Below are 16392 nucleotides of genomic sequence, written 5' to 3'. Positions count from 1 at the left end.
CACGACCGCAAGCGGCGCTTTAGCCCCGCCCCGCAGGCTCTGGGTGTCCATCACGTCCGTGGAGAGGCAGTGGCGATGACAAGGGCGGGGCAAGCACAGGTCTGTGTGGTGGGAGGGGGGCCCGCGGGGCTCACCCTCGCGCTGGAACTGGCGCGGAGGTCCGTGTCCGTCGTCGTCGTGGAACAGAGCGCGCGCTTCGACCGGTCCTTCCGCGGCGAGTCCATCTCCCCCGACTCCGTCTGGCTCCTGGAACGGATGGGGATCCTGCGGGGGCTGCGCGAGCAGACCCTGGAGACCCGCCGGATGGAGATCACCGACCAGGGCCGCACCGTGCTGCGCGCGGACTTCGCCGACTACGACCGCCCGTGCCCGTTCCCCATGGAGCTGCCGCAACCGCCGCTGCTCGAGGCGCTGGCCGCCCAGGGCGAGCAGTTGCCCGGCTTCCGGCTGCTGCGCCGCACCACCGCCGTCGCGCTGCTGCGCGACGGCTCGACGGTCACCGGGGTGCGCTGCAAGGGCCCCGACGGCGAGTTCGAGATCCCGGCGGCGCTGACGGTGGCGGCGGACGGCCGGTTCAGCAAGGTCCGCGAGATGTCGGGCCTGCGGTACGAGAAGCAGCCCCTGGAGCGGGACTTCGTCTGGTTCAAGGTGCCCCGGCCCGACGTCTGGGACGGCCACACCTACCGCGTGCGCATCCGCGGCGCCCGGCACGGGCTGTTCATCCCGACGGTCCCCGACCTCGTACGGGTCGGCTTCAACATCCCCAAGGGCGGCCTGAAGGAGCTGCGCGCCCAGGGCGTGGGCGCGCTGCACGCGCGGATGGACGAGCTCGCGCCAGAGATCTCCGCACAGGTGCGCACGGCGGTCACCACGTGGTCGGACACGTCCATGCTGGACATCTTCACCACGGTGGTCCCCCGCTGGTCGCGGCCGGGCCTGGTGCTCATCGGCGACGCCGCGCACACCCTGACGCCGGTGCTCGGCCAGGGGGTCAACCACGCCATCACGGACGCGGCGGTACTGGCCCGCCTGGTGGCCCCGGCGCTGCGCGCCGAGGACCGGGCGGCCGCGCTGGACCGGGCGACCCTCCGCTTCCAGGAGGAACGCGAGGCACCGGTGGCCCGGGCCAGGGCGCTGCAGCTGCGCCAGGAACGGGCGTTCGCGCTGTCCGGCCCGCTGCCGGTGCTGCTGCGCCGGGCCGCGTACCGCCTGGTGAACGCGAGCGCCCCGCTCAAGCGGCGGATCCTCTCCGGCATCTACTACCCGCTCCAGGAGGCGGACCGGGCCCGCCCCTTCGACGTCGCCCCGGTGCCGGCAACACCGGCCGGCGTCTGAACCGCCCCGCGCTGCGCCCACAGACCTCGACGAACGCGAAGGACAGGACTCCCGATGCCCCTCAGCCCCGAAGTGCCCGACTCCGCGGACGCGACCGGCCCCGCCCCTCTCGCGTACCCCTTCGAGCAGCCGCCCGGGCTCGCCCAGTGCCCGATGTACGCGCACCTGCGCGAGGAGGACCCGGTCGCGCAGGTGCGGATGCCCAGCGGCGACCGGGCGTTCCTGCTCACCCGCTACGAGGACGTACGCACCGCTCTGTCGGACTCCCGGTTCAGCCGGGCGGCGACGCTGGAGCCCGGGGCGCCCCGGCTCGCCGCGGCGCCGCAGAACTTCAAGAGCCTGCTCAACATGGACCCGCCGGAGCACACCCGGGTGCGCAAGCTCGTCTCCCGGGAGTTCACCGCCCGCCGGGTGGCCGCGCTGCGCCCCCGCATCCAGGAGCACACCGACGCCCTGCTGGACGCCATGGCGGAGCTGGAGCCGCCGGTCGACCTGGTGCCCACGCTGGCCTTCCAGCTCCCGGTCACCGTCATCTGCGAACTGCTCGGCGTGCCCTTCGAGGACCGCGAGGACTTCGCGGCGTGGTCCCGGGTGTTCCTCGCCACCACCTCCGTGTCCAAGGAGGAGATGCTCGCCTCGCAGATCGCCCTGCGCACGTATCTGGCGGAGCTGGTGGCCGCCAAGCGCGAGCACCCCGGGGACGATCTGCTGTCCGCGCTGGTCTCGATCCACGACGAGGACGGCGACCGGCTGCAGGAGGAGGAGCTGATCTTCCTCGGCATCAGCCTGCTGGTGGCCGGCCACGAGACCACGGTCAACCAGATCGCCAACAGCGTGGTCGCGCTGCTCACCCACCCCGAGCAACTGGAGCGCCTGCGCAAGGATCCTGACCTGATCGACTCCGCGGTGGAGGAGCTGCTGCGGCTCCACCCGCCGGGCAACGAGGCACTGCTGCGGATCACCCTGGAGGACGTCGAACTGGGCGGCGTCACGATCCCCAAGGGCAGCGCCGTCCTGCCGAGCCTCAGTTCCGCCAACCGGGACGTCCGTCAGTACGAGAATCCCGACACGATCGACTTCGACCGTCCGGCCAACCCGCACTTCGCCTTCAGTCACGGCACCCACTACTGCATCGGCTCGGGCCTGGCCCGCGCGGAGCTGCAGATCGCCATCGGCTCGCTGATCGAGCGCTTCCCGACCCTGCGCCTGGCCGTCGCGGAGGAAGAACTGCGGCGCCCCGAGGGCATGCTGGTGCACGGCATCTCCTCGCTGCCGGTCACCTGGTGACCCGGCCGGGCGCGTGAACCGGGGGCCTGCGGCGGATGCCGTGGGCCCCCCGTCCGCACCGGTTCCCGCGATCAGCGTGCGGCGAGCCGCTCGACCCGCTCCTTCAACGCGCTGTTCATCGCCCGGAACTGGGGCAGGGTGTCGTTCTTGAGGCTGCCGGTGGCGAAGGGCACCGCCACACCGGAGAACTTCTCGCTCTGCGTGAGGCGGACCGTGTCGCGTCCGGTGCGCTCGATGACGAAGCGGTGCTCGCCGTCGCCGATCCAGCCCGGACCGATCTTGCCCAGCCAGCGCAGCTCGCGGCCGGCGCTCACCTCGAGGACGGTGGGGGTGAACGTGCTGGTCTCGCCGTTCTGTTCCAGCCGGTTGCGCATCGTCGCGCCCGGCCGCAGGCCGTCGTCGGAGGTGACGGCGGCCTCCGTGATGAAGGGGTTCCACCGCGGGTAGGCGTCGAGGTCGGTGAGCACCGCCCAGACCTGCTCGGGCGCGGCCTCGATCTCGATGGACGCGCTCAGCTGGACCGGATGGGTGTTGGTCCACACCGCGTAGCCCCCGAGCACGGTCACGAATCCGGCCAGCGCTAACAGGATCCGGCGGCGGCGCCGGCGCCCGGTGGGTCGTTGCGCGGCGTGCGGTGCGGAAGGGGCGTGTGTGCGGACAGGGGCGGAAGAACCGGCGGACATGGTCAGGTCCTCTCTGGGTGGGGGGTGGTGGCCCCGGTCAGCACCTGGTCGACGAGTTCCTCGACGTAGTCGGCGCCGATCGGCGCCCCGGTGATCAGGAGCCGGTAGTAGAGGGCTCCGGCCAGCTGGTCGAAGAGCACTTCGGAGGAGGTGCCGGGGGGCAGCGCGCCGCGTTCGCGGGCGTGGTCGAGCAGGCGGAGGGGCAGGGTGTTGCGCCGGGCGAACAGCCCGCGTACGGCGTCGCCGACGTCCGGGTGCCGGGCGGCGGCCGCCACCAGTTCGGCGACGACCCCGGCCGACCGGTCGGCCTCTCCCGCGGCGGTGCGGCCGACGCGGCGCATCCGGTCGAGGCCGGTCGCGACGGCCGTGAGGTAGACGGTCAGGTCCCGCCGGAGGTCACCGGTGTCGGCGACCTCCACCTCCTCCTGGATCCGGGCGACGAGCGCGACGAGCAGGTGGTCCTTGGTGGGCCATCTGCGGTAAAGCGTCGTCTTGGCCACGCCGGCCCGGGCGGCCACCTCGTCGATGGCGAACTTGTCGTACCCCCGCTCGGTCAGCAGATCCTGGGCGGCCCGCAGGATCCGTCCGTCGGCGTCCTCGCTGCGGGGGCGGCCTCTGCGCGCGAGGGTGGTCACGGGGGCTGCTCCTTGTGGTCGGGGGCGGGGGGGCTCGGTGTTCACGGCACATTTCGATACGTCCGTTTCGTTATCCAGAGTAGGCAGCGCCTCCCCATTTACGCAACCTGCGTAGCGTAAATGGCGTGTTCCGCTCCCTCGCGTGCCCACGACACGCGCCGGCCCGGGCCCGCGGGGTGTGCGGGACCCGGGCCGGCGGGCGGGCGGGACCGGTCAGGTCACCCGCGCGGTGGGCCGCCCGTCGAGCGGCTCCGCCGGACGCTCGCCCGGGGCCGGGGCGGCGGCGGGCTCCGCCTCCAGTCGGTCGAGCCCCAGGCGCGTGTGCAGGCGGCGCAGCGGGCCGGGCGCCCACCAGTTGGCGCCGCCGAGCAGTGCCATGAGGGAGGGCACCAGCAGGGCGCGGACCACGGTCGCGTCGATCAGCACGGCGAACGCGGTGCCGAGTCCCAGCTCCTGCACGAACACCAGGCGGGACAGCGCGAGCGCGCCGACCGCCAGGCAGAACAGGGCCGCCGCGGAGGTGACCACGGGACCGGTGCGCGCCAGTCCCTCGGCCACCGCCGCGCGGTCGTCGAGACCGGCCTGCCTGCCCTCCTTGATGCGGCCGAGCAGGAAGACGTTGTAGTCGGTGGACAGGCCGAAGGCGAGTGCGAGGACGAGCACCGGGGTGGTCGCCTCGATGCCGTTCTGGGCGGCGAAGCCCAGGTTGCCGTGCTGGAACACCCAGACGAGGAAGCCGAACGCGGCCGCCGTGGAGAGGGTGTTCATCACCAGCGCCTTCAGCGGCAGCAGCACGGACCCGGTGAAGACGAACAGCAGGAGCAGCGTGATCACGGCGAGGGCCGCCGCGGCGAGCGGTGCGTGGTCGCCGATGCTGGCCTTCTGCGCGAGGAAGTCGGCCGTCGTCCCGGTGTAGCGGGCGGGGACCGGCGCGTCGAGGCCCTGCACCCGCTGCGCCGCGGCCTTGGCCCCGGTGCCGAGCGGGGCACCGCCGAGCACCGCGTCGATCTCCCAGTGCCGGTCGTCGAGCCGGACCGGTCCGGACACCGACTCCACACCCTCGACGGCCGCGACCTCGCGGGTGTAGGCCCTGATCCGGCCGTCCGCCGCCGGTGTGTCGAGCACGATCTGCAGCGGCGCGGCGGGCGGCTTGGAGAAGTCGCTCTCCAGCACCCGCGACACCTGTCCGGCGCTGGTGGAGGCGGGCAGCGTGGACGGGTCGGCGCCGGTGAACTTGATGCCCGTCACCGGGGCGGCGATCAGCAGCAGGATGCCCGTCGCGGCGAGGGCGACCAGAACGGGCCGGCGCATCACCCCGTCGGCGATCCGGTGCCAGCGCCGCCCCGCCTGCACCTGGGTCGCGCCGTTGCGCTGCCAGCTGCGCGGCGCCAGCGCGTTGATGCGCGTGCCGAGGACGGCGAGCAGTGCCGGCAGTCCGAGCAGCGCGAACAGGGCTGCCGCGATCACCGTGATCACACCGGCCAGACCCATCGACCGCAGGTAGGGCTGCGGGAACACGGTGATCGCGGCCAGCGCGGCGGCCACGGTCAAGGCGCTGAAGAAGACGGTGCGGCCCGCGCTCGCGACGGTGCGGCGCACGGCTTCGGCACCGGGCCCGTGCGCGGCGAGTTCCTCTCGGTAGCGGGAGACCATCAGCAGCCCGAAGTCGACGGCGAGGCCCAGGCCGAGGGCGAAGGCGAGGTTCAGCGAGCCCGACGACACGTCCATGAACAGGGTGGGGATGCGCAGCCCCGCGAACGTGATCATCAGGGTGACGAGGGCACCGACCAGCGGCACGAGCGCCGCGACCACCCCGCGGAAGACCAGGAACAGCGCGATCAGGATGAACGGCAGGGCGAGCGTCTCCGCCTTGGTGAGGTCCTTGGTGGACACGTCGTCGACCTGCACGTGGCCGGGGGTCGCGCCGCCGAGCCAGGCGTGGTCGCGCAGGACCGGATCGTCCTCGATCGCCCCCTGGAGCTCCTTCTCGGCGGCGACCGTCGCCTTCTCGGTCATGGGTCCCACGTTGCCGAGCACCACGGTGCTGTGGGCGTCGTCGGAGACGAGGGCGGGGTTGGACGCCGACGCGTAGTCGACGACGCTCTTGATCTCGGGCCGGCCTTTGAGCAGGTCGACCGCGGCCGCGACGGACTCGGGCAGCGGACCGTCGGGGTCGATCGCCGCGTCGGTGCGGACGAGGACGGCGTACCCCTGCTGGGCGTCGACGCCGGTGGCCTGCTGGATGATGCGGCGCGCCGCGACGTTGGCGCCGCCGGGATCGTCGTAGTCGGACAGCCCGTTGGTCAGTTTGCTCTCCACCGAGCCGCCGAACAGAGCGGCCAGGAGGGTGGCTAGCCCAGCCAGTAACAGGCCGACGCGCCGCCGTGCGTGCAGTGCGGAGCCCAGGGCAGAAAACATCGAAGGTCACCTTCCGTCGGTGAGCGAAGGGTCCCGCCGGGCGCTTTAGTCCCGCTGAAGGCTGCCCGCGCACACTCCCCTCACGCCTTCTCCGGCCGACCGGACCGGTCGCCGACCGCCGTTACGGGAGACCCAGTTGATCGACAACATGTTCGTGATTGACGCCACCGTGCACCCGTACAACGTGGCGGACGACAACCTGCGCAAGGACGGGGAGTTCCCGAACCTGCACGCCTTCGCCCTGCGCGAGATGCTCTGGGGCATGCACGAGCGCTTCGCGACGAAGGGCTCCGCCATCCCCCGCCAGGTCTTCTGCACCGACTGGCCGCCGGAGTTGCTCGTGCGGACGCTGTTCACCGAGTCGGACGTCGACATGGCGGTCAACCACCGGCTGCGCATCGACGCCGTGTTCGAGGACGGCCTGTGCAACGGTGAGAAGAACCGGGAACTGGCCGAGCGGTGGCCGCACCGGATCGTGCCCTACGCGGGGATCAATCCGGCCATGGGCATCGAGGCGTGTCTGCGCGATCTGCGCGAGCAGGTGGCCCAGGTGCCCGGCACCATCGGCATCAAGATGTACCCCAACGCCGGTTCACCGGACCTCAGCTGGCGTCTGGACGACCCGGAGTTCACGCCGCTGTTCGAGCTCGCCAAGGAGCTCGGCATCAAGATCATCGCCCTGCACAAGATCGTGCCCAACGGTCTCGTGCCGCTGGGTCCCTTCGGCATCGACGACCTGGAGACAGTCGCCATCCGCCACATCGACCTCTCCTTCGAGATCGTCCACGCCGGCCTGCCGCCGTTCGTGGAGGAGGTCGCCATGGCGCTGATGCGACTGCCCAACGTCTACGCGAACCTGGAGATCACCTCCGCGATCCTGGCCCACGGCATGGGGTACGTCGAGGAGGCCCTGGCCCAGATGATCTCCCTCGGCGGCGCCGAGAAAATCATCTACGCCTCCGGGGCCCTGCACTTCCACCCCCAACCCGTCCTGGAGAAGCTAGCGCGCCTGACCTTCTCGGACCGGATCCTGGAGCGCTACGGCCTGGAACAGATCACGCACGAGCAGCGGGCCGCCTTCCTCGCCGGCAACTACGCGCGGATCGCGGGCATCGACCTGCCGCAGGCCGCCGAGCGGATCAAGGACGACGAGTTCGCGAAGGCCCGCGCGGAGCACGGCGGGAACCGCGCCATGTGGTCGAACTGGCGCGACATGCGCCCCGAGCAGTGGGCGGACGCGTCATGACCGCACCCCACGAGGCGACCGCCACCACGACGGCCACCGACACGACGGCCACCGACACGACGGTCACCGACACGACGGAGCGGGTCCACAGGGCGCTGACGGACGTCTACGACCCCTGCAGCCAGTCCTGGCAGCGTCCCATGAGCCTCGTCGACCTCGGTCTGATCCGCCAGGTCACCGTCGCCCCCGACGGGCACGCGACGGTACGCATCAGCCTCACGGCGCCGTTCTGCATGGCGGTGCCGACCATCATGCAGTCGATCGAGCAGAAGGCGGGGGCCGTCGAGGGAGTCAGCGCCGTCACGGTCGAACTCGACGGCAGCACCCTGTGGCGCCCGGAACTCATGACGGACAAGGGCCGCGAACTGCTCGCCACCGCCCGCACCGAGGACCGCCGCATCCTGCCCCTGCTGTGAACCGGCCCGGGACCATCCCCGCAGGCGCGGGGAGCAGCCGAACCCGATCATCCCGCCGAGCCCGGCCCTGGGGCCATCCCCGCGGGTGCGGGGACGGTCCCCTCCACCGCCAGCGCGCGCAGAACATCGCGGCCTGCTCCCCGTGCCCGCAGGGATAGTCCCGCCTGGAGGACGCGGGACTTCCCGGCGCCGGTCTGCTCCCCGCACCCGCAGTGATCGACACGATCGACCACAAGTTCCAGACCGACACGCACTGGGTCCTCTTGCCGGAGAAGTACGGCAACGGCGAGGTGTCAAGGGTCCCCGGCCGGCGAACTCGGCGACCACGCTATCGGTCACTCCTGCGGCGGACTGACCACAAAATACGCCCCGCCGTAGATGCCCGCTGCCGGCGCCGGAGCGATCATGGTGGACCGTGCCCGGCGCGCCCTGAACGAAGCTGGAGCGGGCCCGCGCTGAGGTGCGGCCCCATCCCGGCGCGGTGACCGGCATCGTCACGGTCGGCCTGCTGGAGAGCACCACCGGCCTGCTGGCCGAAGCGCTCGTGACCGCCGTGGCCCGCGACCACCCGGGCTTCGAACTGCGGCTGATGACGGCCTATTCGGGGCATCTCCAGCAGTGGCTCGACGACGGCGACCTGGACCTGAGCCTGCTGTACAACCTGGACAACACGCCCTCGCCGAACACCCGCCCGCTGGTGCGCGAACGGCTGTGGGTGGTCACTCCCGTGTCGGCCGGGTTGCGGTCGGACCGGCCGGTCCCGTTCGCCGAGGCCGCCGACCGTCCCTCGTCATGCCGGCCTCCGGTCACGCGCTGCGTGCCCTGATCGACGCGGCGGCGAGCCGCGCCGGGGCCGAGCTGCGCATCGCCGTCCAGACCAACTCCATGCCCGTCCAGAAGCAAGCACCCGGCACACCAACACCCCCCTCCGAGCGTTACCTGCGGCCGGAATGGTCTCCTTGGGGGTGGCCCTGCATTGGCTTTACATAAAATTTGCAAATTTGAAGGAACTGTAAAAGGTTATAAGTTTCCTTTATGTGCCATTTTGCATTATATCACGATCGGTTAAGTTCCGGTGGCTGACCCAACTGGTGGGCTAGTTACGGAGCTTGAGGACAGTGATGAGACGAAGGATGGGGGCTGGACGCGGTCGCATCTGGCCCGATCCGCGACGGGGATGGGCACGGGGGATCACGGTGTCCTTGGCCGCCACGATGGCGGTCACCGTGCTGCAGGGAGCCGAGGGCGTCATCTCTCCGGCGTCGGCGTATGCGGCTGAGTCCCGTTCAGCGGCGAAGGAGAAGCACTACGCCACGTCGGCAGCGGACATACCGTCGGCGCGTGTTCTGGCGCGTCTGTCGGGCAAGCGCGTGGAGGCTTTGTCCGAGCGGTCTGAGACGTCGACGACCTGGGTGAACGCCAACGGCAGTCTGACCACGGAGTTGTCTGCAGGGCCCGTCCGTTTCCGGGATGAGGCGACCGGGCAGTGGCGGGCGGTTGACCTGGACCTGGTGAGCAGGCCGGACGGGTCCGTTGAGCCGAAGGCCCATCCGCGGGGGCTGGTGTTCGCCAAGCCTGGCGGCAAGCGGCTGACCGCGCTGTCGCAGGGCAAGACGGCCGGTGCGCGGGACCTGGTGACTCTCGGAGAGGGCGACCAGCAGATCACCCTGCAGTGGAAGGGCGGCTTGCCCAAGCCGGTGCTGGACGGCAACCGTGCTACCTACGGCGGCGCCGTTCCCGGCGGGGATGTGATCGTCGAGGCGACCCGGACGGGTTTCGAGCAGTACGTCCGGATCAACGAGCGTCCCGGTGCGCGGGGGTACTCCTACACGCTGCCGTTGAAGGCCCGGGGCCTGAACGTCCGGCAGTTGAAGGACGGAAGCGTCCAGTTCACCGACAAGAAGAGCAAGAAGCAGGCTGTGATGCCGGCTCCGGTGATGTGGGATGCGTCGGTCGCCAAGCGGTCCGGTGAGCACACGCACCGGGCGAAGGTCGGCTTGAAGGTGGTGCAGCGCCAGGGCGGCGCCGTCGACCTGGTGATCACGCCGGACGAGGAGTTCCTGGCCTCTGCCAAGACGCAGTACCCGGTCACCGTCGATCCGTCCACTTCCTCGCTGTCGAACGTTTTCGACACCTATGTGCAGCAGGGCGAGACGGTCGACTGGTCCACCGACACCGAGCTGGACTTCGGTAACCCGGGCACCAAGAACGCCGACGGGACGCCGCGTACCGCGCGGTCGTTCGTCTCGTGGAACACCGCCCCGATCCAGGACGCGTTGGTTCTGGACGCGAAGCTGTCCCTGTGGAACTTCCACTCGGGCAACACCGACTGCAAGGCCTATCCGTGGGTGGTGCGGTCGACTGGTGCGGCCTCGACCTCCTCGCGCTGGACCTCGCAGCCGGTACGGTCGGAGATTAAGGCGACGTCGACCGAGACGGCCGGCAACCCGGGGTGTTCGACGCAGCCGGACGGCTGGATCAAGGCCGATGTGACGGGCTTGGTGCAGGAGTGGGCGTCGGCGAAGGCCACCCGTGGCCACATGGGGCTGGAGGCCTCGGATGAGTCGGACGTCTTCCAGTGGAAGCGGGTCAACTCGGCCGACGCCGCTTCCAACCCGCCGAAGCTGGTGGTGAACTACAACTACCGGCCACGCACGGGCACCAAGCAGGAGGCCGGCCCGCCGTACTTCTCCTACAGCGGCTCCTACGTCGTCAACACCACGACGCCGACGCTTCGTGACACCTTCGTCGACGCCGATGGTGACAAGGTCGACGGCACCTTCCAGATCTACGACAGCGCCACCAACACGCAGGTCGGCAATGTCCTGGTGTCGAAGTACGTGCCGTCCGGGCAGGTGGCGTCGGTGACGGTGCCGGCCGGGTTGCTGAGCGACGGCAAGACGTACAAGTTCCGCACCAACCCCTACGACGGGACGCACTACAACACCGGCTGGTCGGCGTGGAAGACGTTCACCGTCGACACCAAGGCTCCCTCCGCCCCCTCGAAGATCACGACCACGGATTACCCGTCGGACAAGTGGGTCAAGGGCGCCGGTCAGGCCGGTACGTTCACGGTCACCCCGCCGGCCTCCGACCACAACTGGCTGGAGTGGTCGCTGGACGGTGTGACCTGGACGAAGGTTGCCACCGGCGGCTCCAGCGCGGACAAGAGCATCACCGTCACCCCGCCCAAGAACGGTACCCACACCCTGCAGGTGCGGGCCGTGGACAAGGCGGACAACAAGTCCGAGGCGATCGCGTACACCTTCCACGCCGGCCCGGGCGGGTTCGTCGAGCCGAGCGAGGGCGAGCGCACCGCACGCCGGCTGCCGCTGGTGGCCGAGGCCGCGGCGGGCACGTACGACAGCGTGTCCTTCTCCTGGCGCCGTTCGGAAGCTGACGCCTGGGTGAAGATCCCCGTCGGGGACGTCACCGCCGGCGGCCAGCCGGTCAGCGCCTGGCCGGTGCCGCTGACGGGCGGCAAGAACGCCAAACTGGTCTGGAACACCACCGACACTGTCAACCCCGACGGGTCGGTGCAGATCAAGGCCGACTTCACCGGGCCGAACAGTGCCTCGGGCAGCACCGAGCCGCTGACCGTGGTCGTCGACCGCAACGCGGACGGTGCCGCCACCGACGAGGTCGGCCCGGGCAGCGTGAACCTGCTGACCGGTGACTACAGCCTGTCGGCCACCGACGCCTCGGCGTTCGACCTGACCGCCACCCGCACGGCCTCGTCCCGGGTCCCGGACAAGGGCGCCAAGCAGGAAGGCCAGGCTGCGATCTTCGGCAAGGAGTGGGTCGCCGGCACCGCTGCGGAGCAGACGGAGTCCGACTACAGCAACCTGCGCAAGATCTCCGACACCGCGGTGGCCGTCGTCGACTCCGAGGGCGGGGAGACCTACTTCACCGCCAACGCGGCCAAGAACGGCTGGATACCGGAGCCGGGCTCGGAGGACCTGACCCTCAAGGGAGCCGTCACCGGCAGCTTCACCCTCACCGACACCGAGGGCACGGTCACCGAGTTCACCAAGCCGTCCTCCGACGCCACCACCTGGCAGGTCTCCAGCACCCTGCTGGACGGCCTGAGCAACACCACGACCACCGTGGTCTCCGAGACGGTGACCGTGGGCGACAAGAAGCTGGCCCGTCCCAAGCGAGTCATCGCTCCGACCTCGGCAGCGTCCGCGGCCACGTGCACCGCGACGCCGTCGGCCAAGGGATGCCGGGCCCTGGAATTCGTGTACGCGTCCACCACCACGGCCACCGCCAGCTCCTTCGGCGACTTCGCGGACCAGGTCAAGGAAATCCGCCTGTGGTCCACCGAGCCCGGTGCGTCCGCCGCCACGTCCAAGGCCGTGCAGACCTACGCCTACGACACCGCCGGCCGGCTGCGGCAGGCGTGGAACCCGCAGATCAGCCCGGCGCTGAAGACGGAGTACGACTACGACTCCGCCGGCCGGGTCACCCAGTACACCCCGCCCGGTGAACTGCCCTGGACCTTCACCTACGGCAAGGCGGGCAACGCCGCCACCGCCGGGGAGGGCATGCTGCTGAAGGCCTCGCGGGCCGGACTCCAGCAGGGCACCCCGGACGTCCAGCAGGGCACCGCGACCACCAGCGTCGTCTACGACGTGCCGCTGACCGGCTCAGCCGCCCCGTACCAGATGGGCGCCTCGGACGTGAAGGCATGGGGCCAGACGGACGTCCCCACGGACGCCACCGCCGTCCTGCCCGCCGACGCCGTCCCCGCCTCCAACTCCGGCGGCTCCCTGGCGGCCGGCGACTACAAGCGGGCCGACGTCCACTACCTGGGCGTCTCGGGCCGCGAGGTCAACTCCGCCACCCCGGGCGGACACATCTCCACCACCGAGTACGACCGCTTCGGCAACACGGTGCGCGAGCTGTCCGCGGCTAACCGGGACGTCGCCCTGGGCGTGAGCGCCGATGACAAGGCTGCCCAGGCCGATCTCGGCATCGCCCAGCTGGCCAGCTCGGAGCGGGCCAACCTGCTCGACACCCGCTCCCTCTACAACGACACCGGCATCCGGAAGCTGGAGGAATACGGGCCCCTGCGGCGTATCGACCTGACCGCCGACCTCAAGCAGGGCACCACCGTCCTGGCCTCGGCCGGCACCCCGGTCACCGCTCGCAGCTGGACGGTCAACACCTACGACGAGGGCCGGCCCACCGACGGCACCGCCAAGATCAAGGACCAGGTCACCAAGACCACGGCCGGCGCCCAGGTCCGTGAACAGCCGAGTGTGCAGGGCGAGATGCGCGTCACCCAGACCGTCTACGACTGGGCCAAGGGCCTGCCCACCAAGACGATCAAGGACCCGGGCGGGGCGGCGATCACGGAGACCACCGAGTACGACGCCCAGGGCCGCGTCACCAAGCAGTACCTGCCCGGCGCCAGCGGCACCGACGCCGGCACCCGCGTGACGACCTACTGGTCCGCGACCGGCACCGGCGCCTGCGCCGGCCGGCCCGAGTGGGCCGACCTGGTCTGCTCCGTCTCCGCGGGCGGCGCGATCACCGGCGGCGGCTCCAACCCGGCCCAGCTGCCCACAACCACCACCGAGTACGACTGGTGGGGCAACCAGGCCAAGGTGACGGACACCGCCAACGGTTCCACCCGCACGACCACCACCACGTACGACAACGCGGGCCGCCAGAGCATGGTCACCGTCACCGGCGGCGTGGGCCAGGCCGTGCCCGAGGCCACCACCCAGTACGACCCGGCCACCGGCATGGCGGTCAAGATCGTCTCGTCCACCGGCGGCACCATCACCAAGGCCTACGACAAGCTGGGCCGCCAGATCTCCTACACCGACGCCGACAACGGCACCACCACCACCGAATACGACCTGCTGGACCGGCCGGTCAAGGTCAGCGACACCGTGCCCTCGACGGTCACCTTCACCTACGACACGACCGCCGAACCCCGCGGCCTGGTCACCAGCACGACCGACTCCGTGGCCGGCACCTTCAAGGCCACCTACGACGCGGACGGATCGGTCGCCACCGAGAAACTGCCCGGCGGCTACACCCTCACCCAGACCGAGGACACCACCGGCTCCGCAGCCGACCGCACCTACACCCGCGACAGCGACGGCACCATCGTCTACTCCGACACCGTGGCCGAGTCCGTCCACGGCCAGGCCACCCGTCACACTGGCTGGTCCGACCAGACCTACCGGTACGACGCCACCGGGCGCCTGACAGCCGTCGAGGACACGTCCGCCACGATCTGCACCCGGCGCACCTACACCTTCGACAACCGCACCAACCGCACGTCCCAGACCACGGAGACCGGCACGCCCGGCGCCGACTGCCCGACTACGGAAGGTACCGCCTCCAGTCACGCCTATGACAGCGCCGACCGCATCGTCGACTCCGGCTACGGTTACGACGCCTTCGGCCGCACCACCACCCTGCCCGGAGCAGTCATCGGCTACTACACCAACGATCTCGCCTACCAGCAGACCGCGGGTGGCAAGCGCCAGACCTGGCAGCTTGACGCCGCCCTGCGCTTCCGCTCCTGGAAGATCGAAAACGGCAGCGGCAGCACCTGGACCCAGGAACAGGCCAAACTCAACCATTACTCCAGCGACAGTGACAGTCCCCGCTGGATCGTGGAGGACACCGTCACCGGCGCCCTGACCCGCAACGTCACCTCGGCTACCGGTGATCTGGCCGCCACCACGAGCAAGACCGGCGACACAGTCCTCCAGCTCACCACCATTCACGGCGACATAGCCCTCCAGCTCCCACTGGACGCCAGTAAGGCACCCGTCGCCCTCGATTCCGACGAATACGGCAACCCCCGCACCGGCCAGCCGGCTACCCGCTACAACTGGCTCGGCGCCAAACAGCGGTCCAGCGAGACGATCACCGGTGCCACCCTCATGGGCGCCCGCCTCTACAACCCGACCACCGGACGCTTCCTGTCCATCGATCCCGTCTACGGCGGGGGAGACAACCGCTACGGATACCCGGGCGACCCGGTCAACCAGTACGACCTCGACGGCAAAGCGTGGGGGTGGCTGAAACCGCTCCGCAACCGCGCCGTGAGCTGGGGTGCCAGGGCCTACCGATGGAAAAACCGGCAAGAGGCCCGATTCATCGGCAAGGCCACCGCAGGAGCCAGCCGCTGGTTCGGCTACAAGTGCAGGTACCAGTACGGCATGCGAGTGTGCTCGGGTGGCATGCTGATGCACTCTCGAGGAGGAACCACGCTAGGCACCACCTTCTTCACCTCCAACCGTCATCCGGGGGCAGCCCTCATGAGGCATGAGAAGGTTCACCGGGACAAGCAGTGGAGGCGTTACGGAGCCTGGTTCGGCTACATGTACCTCCGAGCCGGTGTGGACCCCTGCCGCAACAAGTGGGAGCGACGGGCTAACTACGGCGACGGAGGATACTCGTGCCACTAGAGAGGAGACGGACCTGGCTCCTGCCCTTGGTGCTGTCCAGCATCGGACTGGGCGTCATCGTGGCAGCCGTGCTGGCCTGGCAGTTCTTCGTACACGCGCTGTCCGATCCCACGCCCCTCGCGGTAGGGATACGAATCGACGGCACCCAGGTGGCGATCAAGGTTCCGACCTGTCCGACGGAGACCGTGGACAAGGTCGAGGTATTCGACGGGGACACGGAACAACGGCTGTGGGCGGCACGTACCCCGAAGAGCCCAGAGGGCAAGCGCGGTGCGCTTTCTCTCTGGGCGGCGGACGAGTACGAACACCCCGGCTTGGGACAACAGCCGAAGCCACTGCCGAGACGTCTGGACATTCTCCTTACCCAGGAGGGCGGCGACGGCGGGGGTGGTGGGGTCGTCGATACCGCCGCCGCCAGGTCCGCGAACGTCCCGAATGGTCAGTACTGGACCACCAACGGGCTGATGAGTGCAGAGGCCATCGATGGTCAGCTGACGTGTGACTCGTCCGAGTAACCGACCGCACAGGAACATTGGACAGCCTCACCCGTCAAACATACGACCGCCCCATGGCTACCCGGCCATGGGGCGGTGGTGGGGGGCAGCCGGGTTCGAGCGCGCAGACGTCCGACCACCTTCACGTCTTGTGGGCATGGCGTTGAACCGTGCAGGCCGGCATGCGGCCTCGGTTAACTGCCGCAGGCTCAGCACGGTGAACGGGGATCTGTCCACGAGTGCCCGGCGCCGTGATCACACCAGCCACGGCGAGATCACCGCGTCGTGGGCCCGCAGCTTTTTGGCTTCCGGCCCCGCCGTTTCAGTTGTCGAAGGCGTCTGCTTACTGATCTTTTCGTAAGTTCAGTGGCTGTGGTGGGTGGATGGTCAGGCCGGTGTGGGCGAGGAAGGACCATGGCAGTTGTGGGTTGTGGTTGAT

10 protein-coding genes are annotated in these 16392 nt (G+C 70.0%); 7 read left to right on the top strand and 3 right to left on the bottom strand.

The window, feature by feature from the left end; all coding sequences use genetic code 11:
* Positions 1 to 75 precede the first annotated feature (75 nt).
* Complete coding sequence (locus AB0E62_RS37315; protein WP_362204706.1) at positions 76 to 1335, top strand: FAD-dependent oxidoreductase; 1260 nt, start codon at positions 76 to 78, stop codon at positions 1333 to 1335.
* A 54-nt stretch (positions 1336 to 1389) separates the two neighbouring features.
* Positions 1390 to 2622 carry a cytochrome P450 gene (locus tag AB0E62_RS37310; RefSeq protein ID WP_362204648.1) on the top strand — a complete coding sequence of 411 codons (1233 nt, stop codon included), beginning with the start codon at positions 1390 to 1392 and terminating at the stop codon, positions 2620 to 2622.
* A 71-nt stretch (positions 2623 to 2693) separates the two neighbouring features.
* Here the strand turns inward: AB0E62_RS37310 and AB0E62_RS37305 are convergent, their stop codons facing one another.
* The 3 genes from AB0E62_RS37305 to AB0E62_RS37295 all read right to left on the bottom strand — a co-directional run bounded on the left by AB0E62_RS37305 (position 2694) and on the right by AB0E62_RS37295 (position 6358).
* A complete protein-coding gene (locus AB0E62_RS37305) occupies positions 2694 to 3188 on the bottom strand; it encodes an SRPBCC domain-containing protein (protein WP_362204645.1) in 495 nt (164 codons plus the stop codon).
* Positions 3189 to 3307: 119 nt separating this feature from the next.
* A complete protein-coding gene (locus tag AB0E62_RS37300) occupies positions 3308 to 3940 on the bottom strand; it encodes a TetR/AcrR family transcriptional regulator (protein WP_362204643.1) in 633 nt (210 codons plus the stop codon).
* Between the two features lie 213 nt (positions 3941 to 4153).
* Entirely contained in the window at positions 4154 to 6358 is a 2205-nt protein-coding gene (locus tag AB0E62_RS37295) for an MMPL family transporter (protein ID WP_362204640.1), read from the bottom strand.
* Between the two features lie 136 nt (positions 6359 to 6494).
* On the opposite strand from AB0E62_RS37295, the gene AB0E62_RS37290 reads away from it, so the two are divergent.
* The 5 genes from AB0E62_RS37290 to AB0E62_RS37270 all read left to right on the top strand — a co-directional run bounded on the left by AB0E62_RS37290 (position 6495) and on the right by AB0E62_RS37270 (position 15974).
* Positions 6495 to 7604, top strand: coding sequence for an amidohydrolase family protein (locus AB0E62_RS37290; RefSeq protein WP_362204637.1), 1110 nt, complete (start codon positions 6495 to 6497; stop codon positions 7602 to 7604).
* Positions 7601 to 8020 carry an iron-sulfur cluster assembly protein gene (locus AB0E62_RS37285; RefSeq protein ID WP_362204635.1) on the top strand — a complete coding sequence of 140 codons (420 nt, stop codon included), beginning with the start codon at positions 7601 to 7603 and terminating at the stop codon, positions 8018 to 8020. The genes AB0E62_RS37290 and AB0E62_RS37285 overlap by 4 nt, the downstream gene beginning before the upstream one ends.
* Positions 8021 to 8501: 481 nt before the next feature.
* On the top strand, positions 8502 to 8846 hold the full coding sequence (locus AB0E62_RS37280; protein WP_362204632.1) for a LysR substrate-binding domain-containing protein: 345 nt from the start codon (positions 8502 to 8504) through the stop codon (positions 8844 to 8846).
* A 388-nt stretch (positions 8847 to 9234) separates the two neighbouring features.
* A complete protein-coding gene (locus tag AB0E62_RS37275; RefSeq protein ID WP_362204703.1) occupies positions 9235 to 15459 on the top strand; it encodes an RHS repeat-associated core domain-containing protein in 6225 nt (2074 codons plus the stop codon).
* A 29-nt stretch (positions 15460 to 15488) separates the two neighbouring features.
* Complete coding sequence (locus AB0E62_RS37270; RefSeq protein ID WP_362204629.1) at positions 15489 to 15974, top strand: hypothetical protein; 486 nt, start codon at positions 15489 to 15491, stop codon at positions 15972 to 15974.
* Positions 15975 to 16392 lie beyond the last annotated feature (418 nt).

This window comes from Streptomyces sp. NPDC038707 (assembly GCF_040636485.1).
Taxonomy (GTDB): Bacteria; Actinomycetota; Actinomycetes; order Streptomycetales; family Streptomycetaceae; genus Streptomyces.
Note: the sequence above shows the minus strand (reverse complement) of the source record. Positions and strands in the feature narration are given on the sequence as shown.